Here is a 22007-nt window from a genome sequence, read left to right as displayed (position 1 = left end):
GGCCGGGACGTTACGGGGTGGAGACGCCGCAGTCACGCCTTCGTGTTATGCGTATTTCCCGGTGTGGGCTACGCCCCGAAGCGGGTGCCTCAATGGCGCCGCTGTGCTACGCTGACCTGCCCGGTAACCCGGAGATTTGATTGAGCGGCGCCAACTTCGACCCGTCAGAGACTGCGTTACGCGCCGAGCGCGACAGCGAGGCGATCGCGCGGCTGAAACTGACGCAGGCTCTGCAACGGGCAAAATTTGCGATCGCATGGGAACGGACCTGGCCGCATCTGGCACGGTTCCTCACGGTCGCTGGTCTGTTCCTGGTCGCGTCATGGGCCGGGGTATGGTTGGTGTTGCCGTTTGTCGCACGGGTCGCCGGCACGACCTTGTTCGGGCTCGCCGCGCTGGTGGCGTTGGTGCCACTGCTGCGCTTCCGCTGGCCGACCCGCGAGGAGGGCTTGAGCCGGCTCGATCGCGGCGCTGGCATCCGCCATCGTCCGGCGACCACGCTCTCCGACACGGTCACGAGCCAGGATCCGTTCACGCTGGCGCTGTGGCAAGCGCAGCGCGAGCGCACGCTGGCCTCGATCAGGCGCATCCGCGCCGGTCTGCCGCGGCCGCGCGTCGCGCTTCATGATCCCTGGGCACTGCGCGCGCTTGTCATCGTGATGATGGTCGCGACCTATATCGCAGCCGGCGACGAGCGCGGCCTGCGCGTCGGCTCGGCCTTCGACTGGAACGGCATCATGGCGCCGGCCAACATCCGCGTCGACGCCTGGGTGACGCCGCCGAACTACACCGGCAGGCCGCCGATCATCCTGTCGAACGCCAACAAGGACGCCGCCGCGGCCGACAACGGCCCGCTGGCGGTGCCGACGGGCAGCACGCTCCTGGTGCGCTCTAGCGGCGGCGCCATCGACGTCGTGGCCGGCGGCGGCGTGACCGAGGTCGCGGCCGCCGAGGAGGCACCCAAGGGCACCAGCGAACGCCATTTCAAGATCGCCAGCGACGGTACCGCTCATGTCCGGGCGCCGGCCGGACAGCCGCAGTGGAAGTTCACCGCGATCCCCGACCGTCCGCCGAGCATCGCGCTCGCCAAGGATCCGGAGCGGCAGGCGCACGGCGCGCTGCAAATGTCCTACAGGCTCGAGGACGATTACGGCGTCACCGAAGCCCATGCGCAGTTTGCCGCACGCCCGAGCGAGATGCCGAAAGACCCGAGCCGCGACGGCGACAAGGCTGCGGAGCCGCGGCCCCTGTTCCAGCCGCCGCAATTCCCGCTGGTGTTGCCCAACGCGCGAACCCGCAACGGCGTTGGCCAGACGGTGAAGGATCTCAGCGAAGATCCCTACGCCGGCGCCGAGGTGACGCTCACATTGACGGCGAAGGATGAGGCCGGCAACGAGGGCAAGAGCGAGCCGTTCAACATGCGGCTTCCCGAGCGCGTCTTCACCAAGCCGCTGGCGCGCGCATTGATCGAGCAGCGCCGCATCCTGGCGCTGGACGCCAACCAGAACGGGCAGGTGTTCGCCGCGCTCGACGGGCTGATGATCGCGCCCGAGATGTTCACGCCGGAGGCCGGCTACTATCTCGGCCTCTACAATGTGAGCCGGCAGCTCGAGGCGGCGCGCACCGACGACCAGTTGCGCGAGGTCGTCGCCAGCATGTGGGCGCTGGCCGTCACCATCGAGGACGGCAACATCTCCGACGTCGACAAGGCGCTGCGTGCGGCGCAGGACGCGCTCAAGCAGGCGCTGGAGCGCGGCGCCAGCGACGAGGAGATCAAGAAGCTGACCGACAATCTGCGCGCCGCGCTTGACAATTTCCTCCGCGAGCTCGCCGAGCAGTCCCGCAACAATCCGCAACAGTTGGCGCGGCCGCTCGATCCCAACACCAAGATGCTGAGCCAGCAGGATCTCAAGAACATGCTGGACCGCATGGAGCGGCTGTCGCGTTCCGGCGACAAGGAGGCTGCCAGGCAGCTCCTCGATCAGATGCAGCAGATGCTGGAAAACCTGCAGATGGCGCAGCCGGGGCAGGGCGACAACGACATGGAGCAGGCGCTCAACGAGCTCGGCGACATGATCCGCAAGCAGCAGCAGTTGCGCGACAAGACCTTCAAGCAGGGGCAGGATTCGCGGCGTGACCGGATGCGCGGCAAGCAGGGTGACCAGTCGATGTCCGACCTGCAGCAGGATCAGCAGGCGCTGCGCGACCGGCTGAAGAAGCTGCAGGAGGAGCTCGCCAAGCGCGGCATGGGAGCGGATCAGCGCGGCCAGAAGGGCCAGCGCGGCGACCAGGCGCAGCAGGGCCAACAAGGACAACAGGGCGAGCAAGGCGGCGACCAGGCCGACGACGGCGACGGGCTCGACCAGGCCGATTCCGCGATGGGCGATGCCTCCGGGAGACTCGGCGAGGGCAATGCCGACGGCGCGGTGGATTCGCAGGGACGCGCGCTCGATGCGCTGCGCAAGGGCGCCCAGAGCCTCGCCGAGGCCATGCAGCAGGGCGACGGCGACCAGCCGGGCAACAGCCCCGGCAACCGCGCCGGCCGCCAGCAGAGCGGCGGCAATCAGACCGACCCGCTGGGCCGGCCGCTGCACGGCCGTGAATTCGGCGACGACTATACGGTCAAGGTCCCCGGCGAGATCGACGTGCAGCGCGTGCGCCGGATCCTGGAGGAACTGCGCCGCCGCCTCGCCGATCCGTCACGGCCGCAGAACGAGCTCGATTACATCGAGCGGCTGTTGAAGGATTACTGAAAGTAACCGCACCCCGACACTGTCGTCACCCGCGAAGGCGGGTGACCCAGTATTCCAGAGACACCAGCGCTTGCATCGAGGGGCCGCAGCGTACTGGATGCCCCTTCGCGGGGCATGACGACGGGTTTGTGGGGCGATCCGTTGCTTCATAGTGACGACACCGTGTCCGCATCGCACACTCGTCATGCGCGGGCTTGACCCGCGCATCCATCAAGCTTCGGAACAACCATGTTGTGACGGACTGCCGGGTCATCCCGATCGGATCGCGGAGAGGCGCCCGGCAATCACGCGCCGCTAAACCCTCCGCGCTGCCAGCGCGTCCGCCACCGCGGTGCGGATGTCGGCCACCGAGAACGGCTTCGTCACCACGTCATGCACGATCGCATTGAGGCCGGAGGCACGCTCGCGCTGGTGGGCAAAGCCGGTCATCAGCAGGATCTTCAACTCGGGAAAGTCGCGCGCCGTGGTGAGCGCCAGCGCGATGCCGTCCATCACCGGCATCTGGATGTCGGTGAGCAGCAGGTCGAAGGTGCCGTGGTCGCGGGTCAGGATGTCGAGCGCCTCGGCGCCATCTTGCGCGGTCACGGTCTCGTGGCCGTCCATCGCGATCGCGCGCGCCACTAGCGAGCGCATCGAGTCTTCATCGTCGGCAATCAGGACACGTGGCATGGCGATCAATCGGTTGGCAGAGCGATCTTTCGGCGGTCTCAGGCACGGCCGCCGACCAGATCCTGCTTGTTGAAGAAACGTACGTCGATATTGCGTCCTTCGGACGGCGGTGAGGCGAGGCGCGATTTGAAGAAAGCGCGTTCGCCAGGCTTGAGCACCGACTGCTCCAGCACCGCGTTCCAGGCGTAGATCTCGCTGCCGTGCGCGTCCCGGACCGAGAAGCGCAGTCGCGGTAGTTCGACCGGCCTGCGGGTTTGCCCGACGATCATGCCTTCGATCACCAGCACCGGCTTGCCGTCGACGGTCTCGTTGGTGACCTTGATGTCCTTGAATGCGAGCCCGCGCAAATTCACCTCGAGCCCGACCATCTTGTAGAACAGCGCCGTCTGCGGCAGCAGGCGCACCACATCATTGCGCCAGACCAGCAGCGCAACCAGCAGCGCCGCCATCGCCGTGCAGGAGGTCGGCAGGGCACCACCCACAGGCATGAAGGGAATCCGCGGCAACGACGGCAGGCGGAACTGGCGCGGACGGAACAGGGTCGGCAGGCGAAGGCGGCGGCGCCGGGTTCCGTCGGCAACCTGGACGTCGCCATGCGCCTCGGCATCATCCTTGGCCACCGCCGGCCAGTCCCCTACGGCACTATCGCCCTCGGCGGGCCAATCGGCGGAGATCGAGGGGCTCTCGACTAGGGGGGTCGCTTCCGCGTCCTCCTCCCGTGCCATCGCCTCCCATTCGGCGGCCGCGGAGCCGGCATAAGGGTCGGCTGCCGCCATGGTGGACATCGCAGCCCCGACCGCATCCTCTGGCCGCGCCAGCCAGACCTCCTTGCAGCGGGAACAGCGGACGGTGCGCCCGGTCTCACCGAGGGTGGCCAGCTTGATGGCGTAAGATGTTGTACAATACGGGCAAACGATATGCATGGAGCCGAATCTTCACCGTGTCTCTGCCCGGATGCTACCTAGCGACCGTTAACGAATCGGAAACCATAACCGACGCACAACGCTGCTGGGCGGTCCGCCGCCGGTTCGCCGGCCGGCGGGCCCGTTGTGCGGTGTTTTGGGCTGTTGCCCATCTCGAACGGAGCTAGTGCTTTGGTTCGGTTCGAACATGTCGGTTTGCGCTACGGGCTCGGCCCGGAAATCCTGCGCGATCTCTCCTTCGTGATCCCGGCGCACTCGTTCCAGTTCCTTACCGGACCGTCGGGCGCGGGGAAGACCTCGCTGCTGCGGCTGTTGTTCCTGTCGCTGCGGCCGACGCGCGGGCTGGTCAATCTGTTCGGCAAAGACGTCTCCCTGCTCAACAAGGATCAGGTCGCTGATCTGCGCAAGCGCATCGGTATTGTGCTGCAGGACTTCCGCCTGCTCGACCACATGACGACCTACGAGAATGTGGCGCTGCCGTTCCGCGTGATGGGACGGGAGGAATCGAGCTACCGCCGCGAGGTGATCGATCTCCTGAAATGGGTCGGCCTCGGCGAGCGCATGGATGCGCTGCCGCCGATCCTGTCGGGCGGCGAGAAGCAGCGCGCCGCGATCGCGCGCGCCGTGATCTCGCGGCCGCAACTGCTGCTGGCGGACGAGCCAACCGGCAGCGTCGATCCGACGCTCGGGCGTCGTCTGCTGCGGCTGTTCATCGAGCTCAACAAATCCGGCACCGCCGTCATCATCGCGACCCATGACATCACGCTGATGGATCAGTACGAGGCGCGGCGGCTGGTGCTGCACCAGGGACGGTTGCACGTCTATGAATAGGAGCGAGGAGCAGGTGTCGCTGGTGGACCTCGGGCGCGAGCGCCCGCAGGTGCCGGCGACGGCGCGCAATATGTCTCCGATCGTGCCGCGCGCTTCGATCGCCGGCCGCGCGCTGGTCGCGGTCGTCGCGATCATGACCTTCCTGGCCTCGATCACGACCGGCACCGTGCTGCTGGTCAGCGCGTCGGCGGCCGAATGGCAGTCGGAGGTCGGAAGCGAGATCACCATCCAGGTGCGGCCCGCGACTGGCCGCGACCTCGACCGCGACGGGCAGGCCGTGGCCGACGCGATGCGGGCGCAACCGGGCATCCTCGATGTCCGCCCGTTCACCAAGGAGGAGTCGGCCAAGCTGCTCGAGCCGTGGCTCGGGAGCGGTCTCTCGATCGACGAATTGCCGGTGCCGCGCGTCATCGTGGCCCGGGTGCAGCCAGGCGCGACGCTCGACCTGGCCGCGCTGCGCACGCGGGTGACGCAGGCCGCGCCGACCGCCAGCGTCGACGATCACCGCGCCTGGATCGAGCGCATGCGCTCCATGACCGGCGCCACGGTATTTGCCGGCGTTGGCATCCTCATTCTCGTCATCGTCGCCACCATCATCTCGGTCTCGTTCGCCACCCGCGGCGCGATGGCCGCCAACCGCCCGATCGTCGAGGTGCTGCATTTCGTCGGCGCCGGCGACAGCTACATCGCCAACCGCTTCCAGCGGCATTTTCTCAGGCTCGGTCTCGAAGGCGGGCTGATCGGCGGCGGCGCCGCGATGCTGGCCTTCGGCTTCTCCGAATCGATCGCCAACTGGTTCTCCGGCACGCCGGTCGGCGACCAGTTCGCGGCGCTGCTCGGCACCTTTTCCCTGCGCCCGTCCGGCTATCTGGCGCTGGCGGCACAGGCGGTGCTGATCGCCGCGATCACCGCCTGGGCGTCGCGCCGCACGCTGTTTGCAACACTCGATGATATCGACTGACGGTTGCGCGGTCGCGATCATGGATGCCGCCTTCGTGATCCCTGCGCTCATCACGCGTGACTTCGCAGCGCCGCTGCTTCGCTTCTGTCGCGGGGAAACCGGTTTCCACTTTTTTGGTTCATGCTCTAAAATCGCCTGGAGGGAAGGGTATCGCATCATATGAGTTCGCAGACCGACGATACGTCGCTCGACAGCCGTGCCGCGCCCCCGCGGGGCCGGTTGCGTGCGGCCGTGGTCGCCTCGCTGGCGCTGGCGTTCGTCGCCGCGGCGGTCGGCTTCGTCGGCTTTCTGTCGCAATTGCGGGGCGCCGAGACTGATCCACCGCACGATGCCGACGGCATCGTGGTGCTGACCGGCGGCTCGTCGCGGGTCTCGGACGCGATGGAGCTGCTGGCGGCGGGTTACGGCAAGCGGCTGCTGATCTCGGGCGTGCATCCGACCAACGGCGCGCATGACATCTCGCGCTCGGTGCCGGACAGCCAGGGGCTGATGAGCTGCTGCGTCGATCTCGACCGCTCCGCGGTGAACACCCGCAGCAATGCAGCGGAAACGCGCCGCTGGGTGCGCGAGCGCGGCTTCAAGTCGCTGATCGTGGTGACCTCGAATTACCACATGCCGCGCGCCATCGTAGAACTGTCGCACGCGATGCCTGATGTCACGCTGATCCCGTTCGCGGTGGTCGGTGACAAATGGCGCGACGAGCCCTGGTGGACGAGTGGCGCGACCTTCCGGCTGCTGCTATCGGAATACGCCAAGTATGTCGCCGCGGAGGTGCGGGTGCGGCTCGCCGATGTCGGCCTCGACCCGACCTTCGATCTCGGCGAGCCGGCGGCCACGCCGCGTCCCCCGACCACGGCGCAGGCCAATTGATGTTTTGGCACCGTCATTCCGCGCAAGCACCAGACTTCGGATACACACTTGTGTATCGGGGAATCTCGAGATTCCGGGTTCGCTGCGCGCTCCGGAATGACCGGTGACTTCATAAGGGATAGCCGTTGAGATGACTTCGATCTTCCTGCGCTCGCTCGTCTTCAACGTGCTGTTCTATCTGGTGCTGGTGGTGCTCTGCGTCATCGCGATCCCGACGCTGCTGCTGCCGCGGCCGGCGCTGATGGCGCTGGAGGCGACCTGGGCCAACACCAGCCTGTTCCTGATGCGCGTGGTTTGCAACATCAGGATCGAATTTCGCGGTGTCGAGAAGATTCCCCAAGGGCCGCTGCTGATCGCCTCCAAGCATCAGTCGTTCTGGGAGACGTTTGCGCTGGCGCGCTTCTTCGAGCATCCGCTGTTCATCCTCAAGCGCGAGCTGATGATGATCCCGGTGTTCGGTTGGCTGCTGAAGAAGGCGGGGATGATCGAGGTCGAGCGCGGCGGCGGCCCGCGCTCGCTGCTCAAGACGCTGAAGCGCGCGGCGGCCGAGGTGAAGCTTGGCCGCCAACTCGTGATCTTTCCGGAAGGCACCCGTACCGCGCCCGGCGCACCACCGCACTACAAGGCCGGTGTCGCCCAGATTTACGTGGAGAGCGGCGTGCCGTGCCTGCCGGTCGCACTCAACTCGGGACTGTTCTGGCCGCGCCGCACCTTCATGCGCTATCCGGGAACGCTGGTGGTCGAATTTCTCGATCCGTTGCCGCCGGGCTTGCCGCGCGACGAATTCATGGCCCGCCTGCGCGACCAGATCGAAACCGCCACCAGCCGCATCGTCGACGCCGCCCGCGCCGAGCAGGCGCAACTGTTCGGCGGCGTGCCGAGCCCGGCGAAGGGTTAGAGCGGAGTTCCTTACACAAATCGTCATACCCGCCTTGTCCGGGACATTCGCGATTTGGCTGCTTGCATCTACAAAGACCTGGATGGCCGGGACAGATCCGGCCACGACAATGAGAGGCGATTGGCTGCAGGCGGATTTCGATGGATCGCCCGCACGGGATTTGTTTGTGTAGCCAGGCACGTTGGCAACCATCCGCGTTCTGCTACGCTACAATCGTTCTTGTCATCAAAAGCAACGCCGGTGAAACACGATGAAACTGGGTGCTGCGACAGCCGTTGTATTAATCTCGTTTTCACTCCCCGCGACCGCTCAGCCAGGCGGTGCCACCCTCTATGCGCAACGCTGCGCGCAGTGTCACGACAGCAGCAACAAGGATGTGCGTGCGCCGAGCCGCGCCGCACTGCAATTAAGGTCGTTCGGGGAGGTTCTGGGTGCGATCACCACAGGCACGATGGCGTCCTTCGCGCAGGGGCTGACCAATGACGAGCGGGCGGCTATCGCCTCTCTCGTCACCGGAAAGGTCGCTTCGCATGCGGCGACTGAGAAAGGCCAATGCGCATCGAGCGAGGCCGGATTTCCGCAAGCGGTCAATGGGCCGCGGTGGAATGGTTGGGGCGCGGATCTCAACAACACGCGGTTTCAGCCGGCAGCGATGGCCGGGCTCGCGCAAGACCAGGTCCCTCGGTTACGTCTGAAATGGGCGTTCGGATTTCCTGATACGTCCAACGCCAACGCTCAACCAACTGTCGTCGGCGGCTTGCTGTTCGTCGGTGGCGGCGACCGGAAGGTCCATGCCCTCGACGCGAAAAACGGATGCACCCGCTGGGCTTTTCCGACCGAAGCGCCGGTGCGCACCGCCATCAGTTTTGCCCCGCTCGATAACGGCCAATTTGCCATCTTCTTTGGCGACGTGCGCGCCAACGTCTACGCCGTCAATGCGGCGACCGGCATGCTGATCTGGAAGAGCAAGGTCGACGATCATCCAGCCGCTCGGATCACCGGCGCACCAAACGTCTATGCCGGCGTTGTTTATGTCGGGGTTTCATCGATCGAGGAGGCGACGGGGTCCCGCCCAACCTACCAATGCTGCACGTTTCGCGGCAGCGTCGTTGCGCTGAAGGCCGAGACCGGCACACAGATTTGGAAAGCCTATACCATCCCTGAAGCGGCGCATCCCACGCGGACGAACGCCATCGGAACGCAGCTCTTCGGTCCGGCCGGAGCGTCGGTTTGGTCCGCACCGACAATCGATGTTCAGCGCCAGGCGCTCTATGTCGCGACATCGAACAGTTATTCCGACCTCGCAACCGACACCAGCGATGCCATCCTCGCGTTCGATCTTGCGACCGGCCGAATGCTTTGGCATCAGCAGACTACACCCAAGGACAGCTTCGTCGTTGCGTGTTTCGGCCTCGATCAGAGCAACTGCCCGGAAGATCGTGGCCCCGACCATGACTTTGGACAATCGCCCATCCTGGTGAGCTTGCACGGCGGACAACGCGTGCTGGTCATCGGGCAGAAATCCGGCGTGGTCCACGCGCTGGATCCCGACCATGAAGGCAAGATCCTGTGGCAGACGCGGATCGGCAAGGGCGGCCCGTTAGGAGGGACCGAATGGGGCTCCGCCGCGGACCAGGACCGAGTCTATGTCGCCAACTCGGATGTACGGTTCCTTCGTGACGGCACGAGGCGTCTGAATGCAAATGAAGGCGGAGGCCTGTTCGGCCTTGATCTTGCGACCGGGAAAATCGTGATGCAGGTGGCGCCGGTCGCCTGTGGCGACCGCCCTCAATGCAGTCCTGCCCTGTCCGCAGCGGTTACCGCTATTCCCGGTGTCGTCTTCTCGGGTGGCGTAAGCGGCTTCCTGCGCGCCTACGCGACCGATAACGCAAGGCTGCTTTGGGAAATCGACACCGCGCGCGACTACACCACGGTGAATGGCGTTGCGGCTCGTGGCGGTGCCATGGACGGACCCGGACCGATCGTCGTGGACGGCATGCTGTACGTCACTTCCGGCTACGCGCAATGGAGTGGATTGCCCGGCAACGTCCTGCTTGCCTTCGAAGTCGGCAATCCCTGACGGCGCGCCGCACCGATGCGGCGCGCCGTAGATAACGGTCACCGCATCACGAAGGGGTTCGCCGGCACGTCCTGCGCGGTCGAAATCCAGACGCTCTTGGTTTCCTGATATTCGCGCACCGCGTCGATGCCGCTTTCGCGGCCGACGCCGGAATGCTTCATGCCGCCGAACGGCATCATGTAGCTGATGGCGCGGTAGGTGTTCACCCACACGGTGCCGGCGCGGAGCTGCTTCGGCACGCGGATGGCGCGCGCGAGATCGCGGGTCCAGATTCCCGCCGCAAGGCCGTAGATCGTGTCGTTGGCGATGCGGATGGCGTCTTCCTCCGTATCGAAAGAGATGATCGACAGCACCGGTCCGAACACCTCCTCGCGCGCGATCCGCATCGTGTTGTCGACATCGGTGAAGATGGTCGGCTCGACGAACTGGCCGCCCGAGATGCCGGCGCCGGACGCCGGCTTGCCGCCGAGCAGGCAGCGCGCGCCCTCGGCTTTCGCGATGTCGATGTAGTCGAGCACCTTCTTGTATTGCGCCGGCGTCGTGATCGGGCCGACATTGGTGTCTGGCCGCATCGGATCGCCGATCTTGGCGGAGCGGCCGAGCTCCAGCACGCGCTCCACGAACTTCTCCTTGATCGAGCTCTGCACCAACAGGCGCGAGCCGGCGATACAGGTCTGGCCGGTTGCGGCGAAGATACCGGAGATGGCGCCGGCCGCAGCGGCGGTCAGGTCGGCATCCTCGAACACGATGTTGGGCGACTTGCCGCCGAGCTCGAGCGAGACGCGCTTCAGGCTCTTCGCCGCGGTCTCGTAGACTTTGGCGCCGGTGGTATCCGACCCGGTGAAGGTGATCTTGGCGACGCCGGGATGGGAAATCAGCTCGGTGCCGATCTCGGGCCCGAAGCCGGTCACCACGTTGAAGATGCCGTCGGGAATTCCGGCCTCCTTGGTCAGTGCGGCAAATTCCAGCGTGCTGGCCGAGGTGAATTCCGACGGCTTGACGATGACGGCGCAGCCGGCGGCGAGCGCCGCGGCGCATTTCCAGGCGACGAACAAGAGCGGCGAATTCCAGGCGGTGAGCGCTGCGACGACACCGACCGGCTCATGCGTCGTGTAGGCGAAGGTTTCCGGCTTGTCGATCGGCACCAAGCCGCCCTCGAGCTTGTCGACCAGCCCGCCGTAGTACCACCACCACTCCGGATGATAGCGGAGCTGGCCCAGCATCTCCGCCATCAGCTTGCCGTTGTCGCGCACCTCGATCTCGGCGAGACGCTCCGCATTCGCGGCGACGAGATCGCCGAGCTTGCGCATCACCTTGCCGCGGGCGGACGCCGTCATCTTCGACCACGGCCCGCGCCACATCGCTTCATTGGCGGCCTTCACGGCCTTGTCGGCATCGGCGGCCGAGCCGCGCGGGATCTTCGCCCACGCCTCGCCGCGATAGGGATCGATCGTCTCGAACCATTCGCCGTTGGCGGGGTCGACATATTGGCCATTGATGTAGAGCTGATAGGTCTTCACGATATCCTCCCGCGTGTCGATCTGCCGTTGATTGAAACAAACGATATCACGCCTTGCGTTGTACCGTCATACGCAGTCGCGTGAAGCGGCGCGGCCGGCTCCGGCGCTAGCGTCAACGCGCCGCGGCAAGCTCCGCTGCAATGATGGCGCCGAGCGCCATATCGCTTTGCTGGCCGAAGCCGTGATGCACCACGCTGCCGTCGCGCCCGATCAGGATGCTGGTCGGCGTTCCCTGCATGCCGTAGCGCTGCATGGTGACCGGGATCGGCGTGCCGTCTCCGGCCTCGTCGACGCCGATCGGGAAGGTCAGCCGGTATTCGTGGATGAAGGCCTCCAGCGACACCGCCGTCATGGCGGCGTGGTGCTCGAACACCGTGTGCAGGCCGATCACCTGCAGGTCGGAATGCTTGAACAGCTCGAAGGCGCGCTGCGTCTGCGGCGTGCCGTGCGCGACGCAGCCGGGACACAGCATCTGGAATGCATGCAGCAGAACCGGGCGGCCGCGCAGCCCGGCCAGGGTCAGAGGCTCGCCGGTGTTGAACCAGCGCGACACCGAGATTTCAGGCGCGACTGCCACAGCCTTGTTCCCTGCACTTGCGGTCGATGGCAAGTTGGCAATATCGGGACCGGCCTGTCAACGACCCGCCATGCTCGAACGCGCCCGGCGCGCGGCCCGTCGCCGCATGGTCCAGTGCCTGGCGCGATCGAGATAGAGATAAACGACCGGCGTCGTGTAGAGCGTCAGGATCTGGCTCAGGATCAGCCCGCCGAAGATCGCGATGCCGAGCGGCTGGCGCAGCTCGCTGCCTTCACCGAGGCCGATCATCAGCGGCACCGCGCCGAACAGGGCGGCGAGCGTCGTCATCATGATGGGGCGGAACCGCATCAGGCAGGCCTCGTAGATCGCGTCGCGCGACGACAGCCCGCGCTGGCGCTCGGCATCGAGCGCAAAGTCGATCATCATGATCGCGTTCTTCTTCACAATACCGATCAGGAGGATCACCCCGATCATGGCGATGATGTCGAACTCGGTGTGCGACAGCATCAGCGCGGCCACCGCGCCGACGCCGGCCGAGGGCAAGGTGGACAGAATGGTGAGCGGATGGATGTAGCTCTCATAGAGCATGCCGAGCGAGATGTAGATCGTCGCCAGCGCCGCCAGAATGAGATAGATCTCGTTCGCCAGCGACTGCTGGAAGATCTTGGCGGCGCCGGCGAAGGCGCCGTGAATGCCTGCCGGCATGCCGATCTGCTTCATGGCCGTCTCGATCGTCGTGGTCGCCGCGCTCAGCGAGACGCCCGGCGGCAGGTTGAAGGAGATGGTGCTGGCGACCAGCAAATCCTGATGGTTGACGACCAGCGGCGTCTCGCCCTGCTCGAACCGCGCGACGCTGGCGAGCGGGATCATCGTCTCCTGGCTGGTGCTGACCGCCGTCCCGGTCGATGACGCGCCCTTGCCGGTGGCGCCGATCGAGTTGGTGGCGAGATTGCGCACCGCATTGGCCGCGACCGAACTGACCGAGCTCTTCTGCGAGGAGGAGGCCACCGTTCCCGCCACCGCGTTGGTGGTCTGTGACCCCGTCGCTGCCCCGCCGGAGGTCGAGATATAGACCTGCTTCAAGGTCTCCGGGTCCTGCGAGTAGGCGGGCGCGACCTCCATGATCACGTGATACTGGTTGCGCGCGACGAAGATTGTCGAGACCTGGCGCTGCCCGAAGGCGTCGTAGAGCGTGTTGTCGAGCTGGCTGACCGTGATCCCGAGGCGGGCGGCGGCATCGCGATCGATGATCAGGTTGGATTGCAGGGCCTTGTTCTGCTGGTCGCTGTTGACGTCGGCGAGCGTCGGTTCCTTCTGCAGCGCTGCGACGAGTTTGGGTGTCCATTCATTGAGCTCCGCGAAGGTCGAGCCCTGCAGCGTGTATTGATACGCCGCGTTGCCCGACCGCCCGCCGGCGCCGAGATCGCCGATCGATTGCAGGAACAGGGTGGCACCCGCGACCTCCGACAATCTCTCGCGCAGCCGCTCGATCACCTGATCGGCGCGCATCTTGCGTTCGCTCATCGGCTTCAGCGACGCGAACACCGTGCCGGTGTTGGTTCCGCCGCCCGGGCCCGCGCCGCCGCCGGTGAAGCCGACGGCGGTATCGACCGCGGGATCGCTTTTGACGATGCCGATGAACTGCGTCAGCTTCTGCCGCATCAACTGAAACGAGGTGCTCTGGTCGGCCTGGATCGAGCCGATCAGCAGCCCGGTATCCTGTTGCGGGACGAAGCCCTTCGGCACGACGCCGTAGAGGTGGAAGTTCAGGTAGAGGGTCGTGCCCAGGATCAGCATCACCAGCACAGGGTGGCGCAATGCGATCGCCAGCGTCCACCGGTAGCCGCTCAGCATCAGCTCGAAGGCGCGCTCGCAGACCCGGTAGAGCCGCCCGTGCCGCTGGCCCTGCTCGGTGCGCAACAGCACCGAGCACATCATCGGCGTCGTGGTCAGCGAGATCACCAGCGAGATCAGAATCGCGATCGTGATCGTCATGGCGAATTCGCGGAACAGACGCCCGACCAGGCCGCCCATCAGCAGGATCGGCACGAACACCGCGATCAGCGACACGCTCATCGACAGCACGGTGAATCCGACCTCGCGGGTGCCCTGCAGCGTCGCCTCCAGCCGCGACATCCCGGCATCCATGTGGCGGGTAATGTTTTCCAGCACGACGATGGCGTCGTCCACCACGAAGCCGGTCGCCACCGTCAGCGCCATCAGCGAGAAGATGTCGAGAGTGTATCCCAACATATACATCACCGCGAAGGTCGCAATCAGCGACACGCCGACCGCGACCACCGGCACCAGCGTCGCGCGCGCGTTGCGCAGGAACGCGAACACGACCAGGATCACCAGGGCGACGGCAATCAGGAGCGTGATCTCGACGTCGTGCAGCGAGGCACGGATGGTCTTCGAGCGGTCGACCGCAAGCGTGATGTCGATGGCCGGCGAGACCGAGGCCTTGAGCTGCGGCATCAGGTTCTTCACCTGATCGACCATCTTGATGATGTTGGCGCCGGGCTGCCGGTACACGATCATCACGATCGCCGGCTTGCCATTGGACAGGCCGAGCGTGCGAACGTTCTCCACGGAATCGATGACGTCACCGACATCGGTCAGGCGCACCGCCGCGCCGTTGCGATAGGCGACGACCAGCGGCTTATAGTCATCGGCCTTTCGGGACTGGTCGTTGGCGTAGATCTGGTAGCGCCGCGTGCCGACGTCGATGCCGCCCTTCGGGCTGTGGGCGTTGGCGCTGGAGAGCGCGGCACGAACGTCCTCCAGCCCGATGCCATACTTGTAGAGCGTCGACGGAACCAGCTCGACGCGCACCGCCGGCAGCGAGCCGCCGCCGACCGAGACTTCGCCGACGCCCTCGACCTGCGACAGCTTCTGGGCCAGCACGGTCGAGGCGGCATCATAGAGCTGGGCCGGCGTCAGTGTATCCGACGTCAGCGTGTAGATCAGGATCGGCGCCGAGGCCGGGTTGAACTTGCGGTAGGTGGGATTGGCGCGCAGGTTGGTCGGCAGGTCGGCGCGTGCAGCGTTGATGGCGGCCTGCACATCGCGCGCGGCGCCGTTGATGTCGCGGTCGATGTCGAACTGCAGCGTGATGCGGGCGGAACCGAGCGAACTCGCGGACGTCATTTCGGTGACGCTGGCGATCTGGCCGAGATGGCGCTCGAGCGGGCTTGCGACGGTGGCGGCGACGTCAGCGGGGCTGGCGCCGGGCAGAGTCGCCTGCACCATGATGGTCGGAATGTCGACATCGGGCAGCGGCGAGACCGGCAGCTTGAAGAAGCCGATGACGCCTGCCACCACGAGTCCCAGCGACAGCAGCGTGGTGGCCACTGGACGGCGGACAAAGGGGGCGGAGAGATTCATCGAATTCACGATCGGCGTCGTTGCGGATGAGCTTCTATCCGTCCGCGACGAGATACAAAAGCCCAAATCTCACGGGGGACCGCCACACGTCCGCCGCGATTTCGTTGCTGCGAGGAGCTGCGCCGGGATCACGAGCAATCGTTGGAATAAACGCACAACGCCGCGATATGGGCATCACGGCCAGTTTGGAGGGTGGGCGGAGCGAAGCGTAACCCACCGATGTCCGGTGCGAGGAAGACGTGGGTTACGCTTGCGCCAACCCACCTTATGCTTCTCTCGTATCCAGCAGCGGGTGATGGGCCGGATGCGCGTCGTGCAGCATCACTGCAAGCTGGTGGAGCTGCGCGTCGCGAAAGCCCTGCTTCTCGATCGAGGCCACGGTCGAGAGCACATAATCGCGATTGTTGCCGGAGCGGCCGTGGCCCTGCTGCACGAGGCGCAATTGCTCTGTCAGCGACAGGCGTCCGGCGTACTGCACGTGGCCGCGATCGACCACATAGGCCAGCGCGCTGACTCGTTGTCGCGCCTCGTTCTCGAGCCACACCGAGCGCATCACCTCGCGATAGACATTGGTGGTCTGCTCGCGCGCGCGCAGGTAAGCGATGGTGTCGTGGCGCAGGTGGGCGGCGACACGGAACGCGATGCCCCGGCAGGCGCCGCCGCGGTCGAGTCCCAGCACCAGACCGGGCTTTTCCGGCGTCCCGCGGTGGTCGAAGGAGTAGACGCAGAGCGCGCGGTGCTCGCCGATCAGCCGGGCTGGAAGCTGCTCGATGAAGGCAAAGCCCGGCTTCCACATCAGCGAGCCGTAGCCGAACACCCAGAGGTCGCCGTCAGCCGGGCCGGATGATGAGGGATGATTTGCTGCCATGGCGTCGATGGGCTAGCAGAACGAATCGCCGAGGCGAAGCAAATTCCGCGATGTTTCCGCGGCTTGCCGCCGCTTAGATTTTGACAAATTCGCCCGCCAAAGGACCCGATATGTCCGACAAGACCTCCGTGCCGCGCCGGCGCTCGCGTTTTGGCCTTTACATCGTGCCTGCCCTGGTCCTCGTTGCCGCGGTGGCGTGGAGCGGGTTCTGGTTCTATGCCGCCTCGCAGGTCGGGGTGCAGGCCGATGCCTGGCGCGCGCAGGAGGCGAAGGCTGGCCGGGTCTATGACTGCGGCAAACGGTCGGTGGCCGGTTACCCGTTCCGGCTGGAAATCCGCTGTGCTGATCCGAGCGTGATGCTGGTCTCGCAGACCGCCTCGCCGCAAACCTCGTTCGTCGCACGGCTCGCCGAGATCCTGGTCGTCGCGCAGATCTACGATCCCAGGCTTGTGATCGCGGAATTCAAGGGGCCGGCAACGTTGGGTGAACACGGCGCGTCGCCGTCGCTGTCGATCGACTGGAGCAAGGGGCGCAGCAGCGTGGTCGGGCTGCCGGCGGTGCCGCAGCGCGCCTCGCTGGTGTTCGACGATCTCGCCGTCGATCGCATCGGCGGCGCGACGGCGGTGCCGCTGGCGCGCGTGGGTCATGTCGAACTGCACGGCCGGCAGGTCGAAGGGCCGACCCCGGACAGCCCGGCGGTCGAGACCGTGTTGCAGATCTCGAACGGGACCCTGCAGGACGTCCATCCCTTGCTGACCCAGCCGTTCAACGCCGATATCCATGCGCGGCTGAACGGGCTGAAGGACCTTTCGCCGAAGCCGTGGCCGGATCGTTTCCGCGAGCTTCAGGCCGCCGGCGGCAGCGTCGAGATCATGCAGTCGCGGATCGAGCAGGGCGACGTTCTCTCGGTCGCCGCAGGCACGCTGCGCCTCAACGCGCAGGGCCGCATCGAGGGTGAGCTACAGATGACCGTCGCCGGCCTCGAGCGCGTCATCCCGGCGCTCGGCATCGACAAGATGCTGGACGACGGCGTGCCGCAGTCAACGCTCGATCGCGTCGCGCCGGGTGTGAAGAGCCAGGATCTCAGCAATCTGCTCGGCGCGCTCGATCGCGCCATTCCCGGTCTCGGCAAGGTGATCAAGCAGAACGCCAATGCCGGCATCACCGCCGGCATCAATTCGCTCGGCACCGAAGCCATGCTCGAGGGCAAGAAGGCGCGCAGCTTCCCGCTGCGCTTCGCCGACGGTGCAGTGTTTCTGGGGCCGCTGAAGGTCGCGCAGATTCCGCCGCTGTTCTGATGTGACTGCATCACAGGCGACATAGCCTTTCATCCCGGCAGGCTGTGAAGATATGCAGCTCCGTCATTGCGAGGAGCTCGCGACAAAATTGCGAAGCAATTTGCGCTGAAGAGACGACTTGTCCACCGAAGGCTTGGCGAAGGCGGAAGCAATCCATCTTTCCGCTTGGTCGGCAATGGATTGCTTCGCTTTCGCTCGCAATGACGCGGATAGAGCCAAGCGAGTCGATTCAATCATTCCTCGGCTTCGCACGTCAGCAGGTCCGATGGACGGTGCCCTCGCGCGCGCGATATCGCCGATCACGGCGAAACATTCCCAAGCGGGCAATGAGAAAAACGTGATCGGAATATCGCGTCTCGTTGCGAATATCCGCAGTCGAGCGCCGCTCTCTCCAGCCTGAGGAAACATCCTCGCGTGGGAGGGAGCACATGAAAGGACTTGGGGGGATTTTGCTCGGCGGCATTCTGGTGGTGGCCGGTCCGGCATGGGCTGACGATGACGCGTCCGAGCTGCGTGCGTTGAAGGCACGGCTGAAGCAGCTCGAGCAGCGCATGGAGCAGCAGGCGCGCCGGCAGGTGGCGCTGGCTGCGCGGGCGGACACGCAGGTCGCGACCAAGGCGCCGTCGCCGTTCGATCCCTGTGTGCCGGGCAAGCTCTGCTACAAGGGCGTCACCTTCACCTTCGGCGGCTGGATCGATCTCACCGGCATCTATCGCAGCCGCAATCTCGCCTCTGACAGCGGCTCGATCTACAACTTCATTCCGTTCCCGCAGAGCAAGAACTTCAACACCGACGAAGCGCGCTTCACCGCGCGCCAGACCCGTTTCTCCGTGCTCGCCGAAGCCAATGCGACGGCGGACGTCCATGTCGCCGGCTATGGCGAGATCGACTTTGAGGGCGCGGCGCAGACCGCCAATTCGGTCGCCACCAACTCGTTCAATCCGCGGCTGCGGCAGGCGAGCATCGAGATCGATCGCACCGATCTCGGCCTGCATGTGCTCGCCGGCCAGAGCTGGTCGCTGAACACGCCGAGCAAGGCGGGCATCGATCCGCGCGCGGCCGATACGCCCGGCGTGATCGATTTCGAACTGGTGCCGGGCTTCCTCGGCGCGCGGCAGCCGGGCATCCGTGTCTGGCAGGATCTCGGGCCCGAGCTCAAGCTGGCAATCTCGGCGGAAAATCCGCAGACCTCGTTCTTCGGCGGCAATACGCCATTGGTCGGCACGCCCGCGGTCGGGCCGCAAGGCGTGCTCAATCCGAACCTGCTGGTGAACCTGACCGGCCCGGGCGGCAGCTTCTTCAACAGCCTGAACAATGTCAGCCTCAACCACGTTCCCGATATCACCGTGAAGGCCGCGTGGGATCCGCGGCTCGGGCCCTACAAGCTGCATCTCGAGGGCTGGGCGTTGTATCGCGATTTCTACGATCGCTTCAATTTCGCCAATCATGACGTCAACACTGCGAGCTTTGGCGGGCACATCTCGGCCGAGATCGTGCCGAGGACGCTGGAGGTGCAAGCCTCGGCCTCCTACGGCGCGCTCGGCCGCTTCACGGCGACGCCATTCCCTGATGTCACAGTGCGGCAGGACGGCTCGATCCAGCCATTGCCGATCACGGCATTCCTGGTCGGCACCGTCTGGCACACGACGCCGTCGCTCGATCTCTACGCCTATGCCGGCCTGGAGAAGACCAAGGCGACGTTCTCCGATGTCGGCACCGTGCCGTTCGGCTACGGCAATCCGCTCTACAACAATCTCGGCTGCAACATCGAGAACTCGCCGGCGGCGACCTGCAACGGCAACACCTCCGAAGTCAGGCAGTACACCGCGGGCTTCTACGACACGATCTTCAAGGGCTCCTACGGCACCATCAAGGCCGGCGCGCAATATTCCTACACCCAGCGCTTCGCGTTCCCTGGCGTCGGCGGCGCGCCGAAGACGGACGACCACATCGTCATGACCCAGCTCCGCTACTACCCCTTCTAAAGGAGACTGTAGATGAGGATCGCAAGCAAACCCGGAGACAGAGCCGCCTTCGCGCGCGAGTTGATGATGGTCAGCCGGGCCGCGCATCTGTTGCAGCGAGCCGGCTTGGCGATGGCCGGCGCCATGGGCGGGACCTTCGTTGCCGCTCAGCTTGCGAAGGGCCATGTCGCGATGTTCGACACGGTCTCCTTCATTGCGATGACGATTCTGATCGGCGCTGTCGGGTTCTATCTCGGGATCGATGTGCCGCGGCGGTCGGCGGCGATCCGTGCGCGCAAGCTCGATGCGGTCGAGCTCCTCAGCGCGAGCGGCACGTTCCTTGCGGCGATGGCCGCTCTGGTGTCGGTCTATGGCATCATCTTCGACGAGGCGCCGTCGCGGACCTGGGCCTTCATGATCGGCTCCTGGTGGATCAGTGGCCTGGCGATGCTCGCCACCGCCGGGCTGCTCGGCCGCCAGCGCCTGGGGCGGACGGTCGCCGCGATGGCGGGCGCGCGTGGATCGGCGCGCGACGCTACGAAGACGGTGCGGCGCTAGCAGCGCGCCAAGAGGCGTGCTTCGCAGCAGCGAGCATCTGCTGAGGCGAGTTGCATTCGGGCAACATTCTCCGGAAAGTTGGATCGTTAACCTTCTTTCGCCATTGCGCGACCATTCCCTGAGCCGACAATCACGGCCTCGTCACATGCTTGGCTGTGCAATCAGGCTCCGAGGAGCCTTTGGAGGCTGGGATGATGAACGCGCGGGGAATCGGGGCGGCGGCGGTGTGCCGGACAGTCGTTCTGCCTGGTTGCATTGTCGCCGGGTTTGCGATGTTCGGTTCGGCGGGACTCGAGAATATCGGCGCGTCAATGGATGAGGTCCGCGCCCTTCCCGTCGTCGCTGATGCCGCGCCCGCCGCGTCACCAGCAACTGCCGGGTCGAACACCGCGAGCGATGTCGCCGAGGTGGCGACCGCTGGCGGATCGGACATGGTGGCGACCGTCAGCCCGGAGCCGACCTCTCAGGAGCCGGAAACCAGCGGAGAGGCCAGATTGACCGATCCCGCGCTGTCGCCGGAAACCCAACCCGCTCAGGCGCCGATCGTGAACACGCCGGATCCGGAGCCTCGCGAGGCCAAGGTGACGGTGGGGCCCATCGAGGGTCAGGTTCTCGACGAGTGCTGGGACGTGAACGTCTGCATCGACCGCTATTTGTGGGCGCTCTATCAAAGAACGCCGAAGGAAGACACCATCAAGGTGCCGGAACAACGGACGGTGATGGTCAAGAAAAAGAAGAAAATGGTGAAGGTCACCCGAACCTTCATCAAGCTTGTCGATGAGGATTTCACCTGGAAGGACGCGAAGGCGGCCCAGAGAGCCGCCATGCCCATGGCGGATTACGTCATCGGAGGTATGGATCGAACCTTCAAGCTGAAGCTCTTTCATGCGCTTCTCGCGGCGGAACGGGCCGGCCTGTCGCCCGGCATCACCAGCGCATTCCGCGATGACTACCGGCAGTCGATTGCAAGCGGCCTCAAGGCGGCCAGCGACAGGTCTTACCACGGCGGCAGCTTCCGCGGCGGCTACGGCCACGGGCTTGCGGCCGACATTGTCAGCGTCGACGGCGCGACACGCGACGAGCGATGGCGGGCGTCGGATAAACTCTGGAAATGGATCGACGCGCATGGACGGGAGTTCGGCGTCGGGCGCCCCTATCTCGATCGGGATCCGCCGCACACGGCCCCGATCGACGGCAAGGAATATGCCGCTCACAACCATGGCGCCAAAACGCAACAGGCGGCACTGGACACGAAGGCGCGCAACCGCTCCGCTGCCCGGGACAGTCACGCCAAGGTGAAACGTCCAAGAACCGCAAAGTCGTCGAGGGTGAGAACGATCTGACTGCGATCGCGATGACCCGACAGGCGAGGCGACGGTGAGGTGAGCACGCTGCTCGGCTGCCTCTCTCGCATCCGCCTTCGCCAGGCTTCGGCGGACATGAGGAGAGGGGGAACCCGCCTGCCGGTGCCTTCCTCACATGCCAATCACTGAGTTGCCCGACGGCGCAAGACCCTCATGCAAAAATATTTCGGTTTTCAAGAAGTGCAACTCAGTGTATGAACAGTCCGTCTCACCCGCCTGAGGGGCGCTTCGCGATCGTCACGAGTGCCGGGTCGAGATGCGGTGGACGCCGAGCGTGTGACTGACGAGCGCATGCGAGGCGGACGGCGAAGTCGTGCAGGCCTGACGCCCTAGTGGCAGGTGTCCTGTTGCAAGACGCAATTGCGTCTTGCAACGGCGGTGACAACCAAGCCCAGTCTCGCCGGGGCGAGCACGTATAAGCCGTAACCCATCGCGCAGGGAAAGCCGGAGTGTTTCCGGTTACACCTGTGGTCCTACCCCCGGTGCTACTTTTATTGCACCGGGCCCATGGGTGCGATCGGCACC

The 22007-nt window shown here is 65.4% G+C and carries 16 protein-coding genes; 10 read left to right on the top strand and 6 right to left on the bottom strand.

All coding sequences use genetic code 11. From position 1 onward, the window contains the following. Positions 1-140 precede the first annotated feature (140 nt). Positions 141-2753 (top strand): TIGR02302 family protein, encoded by a 2613-nt coding sequence (locus tag P6U25_RS33030; protein ID WP_407148910.1) that lies wholly within the window; start codon positions 141-143, stop codon positions 2751-2753. 294 nt (positions 2754-3047) lie between these two features. Here the strand turns inward: P6U25_RS33030 and P6U25_RS33025 are convergent, their stop codons facing one another. Further along, positions 3048-3422 (bottom strand): response regulator, encoded by a 375-nt coding sequence (locus P6U25_RS33025; RefSeq protein ID WP_407148909.1) that lies wholly within the window; start codon positions 3420-3422, stop codon positions 3048-3050. 38 nt (positions 3423-3460) lie between these two features. Continuing rightward, entirely contained in the window at positions 3461-4345 is an 885-nt protein-coding gene (locus P6U25_RS33020) for an MJ0042-type zinc finger domain-containing protein (protein WP_407148908.1), read from the bottom strand. A 171-nt stretch (positions 4346-4516) separates the two neighbouring features. Here P6U25_RS33020 and ftsE point away from each other — a divergent pair, with 171 nt between their 5' ends. The 5 genes from ftsE (at position 4517) to P6U25_RS32995 (ending at position 9985) form a co-directional block, all read left to right on the top strand. Next, positions 4517-5176 (top strand): cell division ATP-binding protein FtsE, encoded by a 660-nt coding sequence (gene ftsE / locus P6U25_RS33015; protein ID WP_407148907.1) that lies wholly within the window; start codon positions 4517-4519, stop codon positions 5174-5176. Beyond that, positions 5169-6137: a cell division protein FtsX gene (locus P6U25_RS33010; protein ID WP_407148906.1), complete on the top strand. Its 969-nt coding sequence runs from the start codon at positions 5169-5171 to the stop codon at positions 6135-6137. The genes ftsE and P6U25_RS33010 overlap by 8 nt, the downstream gene beginning before the upstream one ends. A 159-nt stretch (positions 6138-6296) precedes the next feature. Beyond that, a complete protein-coding gene (locus P6U25_RS33005) occupies positions 6297-7007 on the top strand; it encodes a YdcF family protein (RefSeq protein WP_407148905.1) in 711 nt (236 codons plus the stop codon). A gap of 130 nt (positions 7008-7137) precedes the next feature. After that, positions 7138-7905 (top strand): lysophospholipid acyltransferase family protein, encoded by a 768-nt coding sequence (locus P6U25_RS33000; RefSeq protein WP_407148904.1) that lies wholly within the window; start codon positions 7138-7140, stop codon positions 7903-7905. Positions 7906-8155: 250 nt separating this feature from the next. After that, positions 8156-9985 (top strand): PQQ-binding-like beta-propeller repeat protein, encoded by a 1830-nt coding sequence (locus P6U25_RS32995; RefSeq protein WP_407148903.1) that lies wholly within the window; start codon positions 8156-8158, stop codon positions 9983-9985. Between the two features lie 38 nt (positions 9986-10023). Here P6U25_RS32995 and P6U25_RS32990 read toward each other — a convergent pair whose 3' ends face one another. The 4 genes from P6U25_RS32990 to P6U25_RS32975 form a co-directional block, all read right to left on the bottom strand. Further along, positions 10024-11505, bottom strand: coding sequence for an aldehyde dehydrogenase (locus tag P6U25_RS32990; RefSeq protein ID WP_407148902.1), 1482 nt, complete (start codon positions 11503-11505; stop codon positions 10024-10026). 112 nt (positions 11506-11617) lie between these two features. Next, on the bottom strand, positions 11618-12082 hold the full coding sequence (locus P6U25_RS32985) for a peroxiredoxin family protein (protein ID WP_407148901.1): 465 nt from the start codon (positions 12080-12082) through the stop codon (positions 11618-11620). Positions 12083-12139: 57 nt separating this feature from the next. Next, entirely contained in the window at positions 12140-15430 is a 3291-nt protein-coding gene (locus P6U25_RS32980; RefSeq protein WP_407148900.1) for an efflux RND transporter permease subunit, read from the bottom strand. 265 nt (positions 15431-15695) lie between these two features. Next, positions 15696-16298, bottom strand: coding sequence for a gamma-glutamylcyclotransferase (locus P6U25_RS32975; protein ID WP_407148899.1), 603 nt, complete (start codon positions 16296-16298; stop codon positions 15696-15698). 110 nt (positions 16299-16408) lie between these two features. On the opposite strand from P6U25_RS32975, the gene P6U25_RS32970 reads away from it, so the two are divergent. The 4 genes from P6U25_RS32970 to P6U25_RS32955 all read left to right on the top strand — a co-directional run bounded on the left by P6U25_RS32970 (position 16409) and on the right by P6U25_RS32955 (position 21461). Then, positions 16409-17596, top strand: a complete 1188-nt coding sequence (locus tag P6U25_RS32970; RefSeq protein WP_407148898.1) for a DUF2125 domain-containing protein — start codon at positions 16409-16411, stop codon at positions 17594-17596. A 428-nt stretch (positions 17597-18024) separates the two neighbouring features. Beyond that, on the top strand, positions 18025-19581 hold the full coding sequence (locus tag P6U25_RS32965; RefSeq protein WP_407148897.1) for a hypothetical protein: 1557 nt from the start codon (positions 18025-18027) through the stop codon (positions 19579-19581). A gap of 12 nt (positions 19582-19593) precedes the next feature. Continuing rightward, positions 19594-20118 (top strand): hypothetical protein, encoded by a 525-nt coding sequence (locus tag P6U25_RS32960; protein WP_407148896.1) that lies wholly within the window; start codon positions 19594-19596, stop codon positions 20116-20118. Between the two features lie 191 nt (positions 20119-20309). Continuing rightward, positions 20310-21461, top strand: a complete 1152-nt coding sequence (locus tag P6U25_RS32955) for a peptidase M15 (RefSeq protein WP_407148895.1) — start codon at positions 20310-20312, stop codon at positions 21459-21461. The last annotated feature ends 546 nt before the right edge of the window (positions 21462-22007 follow it).

This window comes from Bradyrhizobium sp. ORS 86 (genome assembly GCF_045571475.1).
Classification (GTDB): domain Bacteria; phylum Pseudomonadota; class Alphaproteobacteria; order Rhizobiales; family Xanthobacteraceae; genus Bradyrhizobium.
The sequence above is the reverse complement of the archived record's forward strand: the minus strand, read 5'-3'. Positions and strand labels throughout refer to the sequence as shown.

Bases quoted from the DNA above. Each gene is read 5' to 3' on its own strand.
- P6U25_RS33010 (WP_407148906.1), top strand. From the start codon at position 5,169: ATGAATAGGAGCGAGGAGCAGGTGTCGCTGGTGGACCTCGGGCGCGAG.
- P6U25_RS33020 (WP_407148908.1), bottom strand. From the start codon at position 4,345: ATGCATATCGTTTGCCCGTATTGTACAACATCTTACGCCATCAAGCTG.
- P6U25_RS32960 (WP_407148896.1), top strand. From the start codon at position 19,594: ATGAGGATCGCAAGCAAACCCGGAGACAGAGCCGCCTTCGCGCGCGAG.
- P6U25_RS32995 (WP_407148903.1), top strand. From the start codon at position 8,156: ATGAAACTGGGTGCTGCGACAGCCGTTGTATTAATCTCGTTTTCACTC.
- P6U25_RS32980 (WP_407148900.1), bottom strand. From the start codon at position 15,430: ATGAATCTCTCCGCCCCCTTTGTCCGCCGTCCAGTGGCCACCACGCTG.
- P6U25_RS33005 (WP_407148905.1), top strand. From the start codon at position 6,297: ATGAGTTCGCAGACCGACGATACGTCGCTCGACAGCCGTGCCGCGCCC.
- P6U25_RS32955 (WP_407148895.1), top strand. From the start codon at position 20,310: ATGATGAACGCGCGGGGAATCGGGGCGGCGGCGGTGTGCCGGACAGTC.
- P6U25_RS32965 (WP_407148897.1), top strand. From the start codon at position 18,025: ATGAAAGGACTTGGGGGGATTTTGCTCGGCGGCATTCTGGTGGTGGCC.
- P6U25_RS33025 (WP_407148909.1), bottom strand. From the start codon at position 3,422: ATGCCACGTGTCCTGATTGCCGACGATGAAGACTCGATGCGCTCGCTA.
- P6U25_RS32970 (WP_407148898.1), top strand. From the start codon at position 16,409: ATGTCCGACAAGACCTCCGTGCCGCGCCGGCGCTCGCGTTTTGGCCTT.
- P6U25_RS33000 (WP_407148904.1), top strand. From the start codon at position 7,138: ATGACTTCGATCTTCCTGCGCTCGCTCGTCTTCAACGTGCTGTTCTAT.
- P6U25_RS32975 (WP_407148899.1), bottom strand. From the start codon at position 16,298: ATGGCAGCAAATCATCCCTCATCATCCGGCCCGGCTGACGGCGACCTC.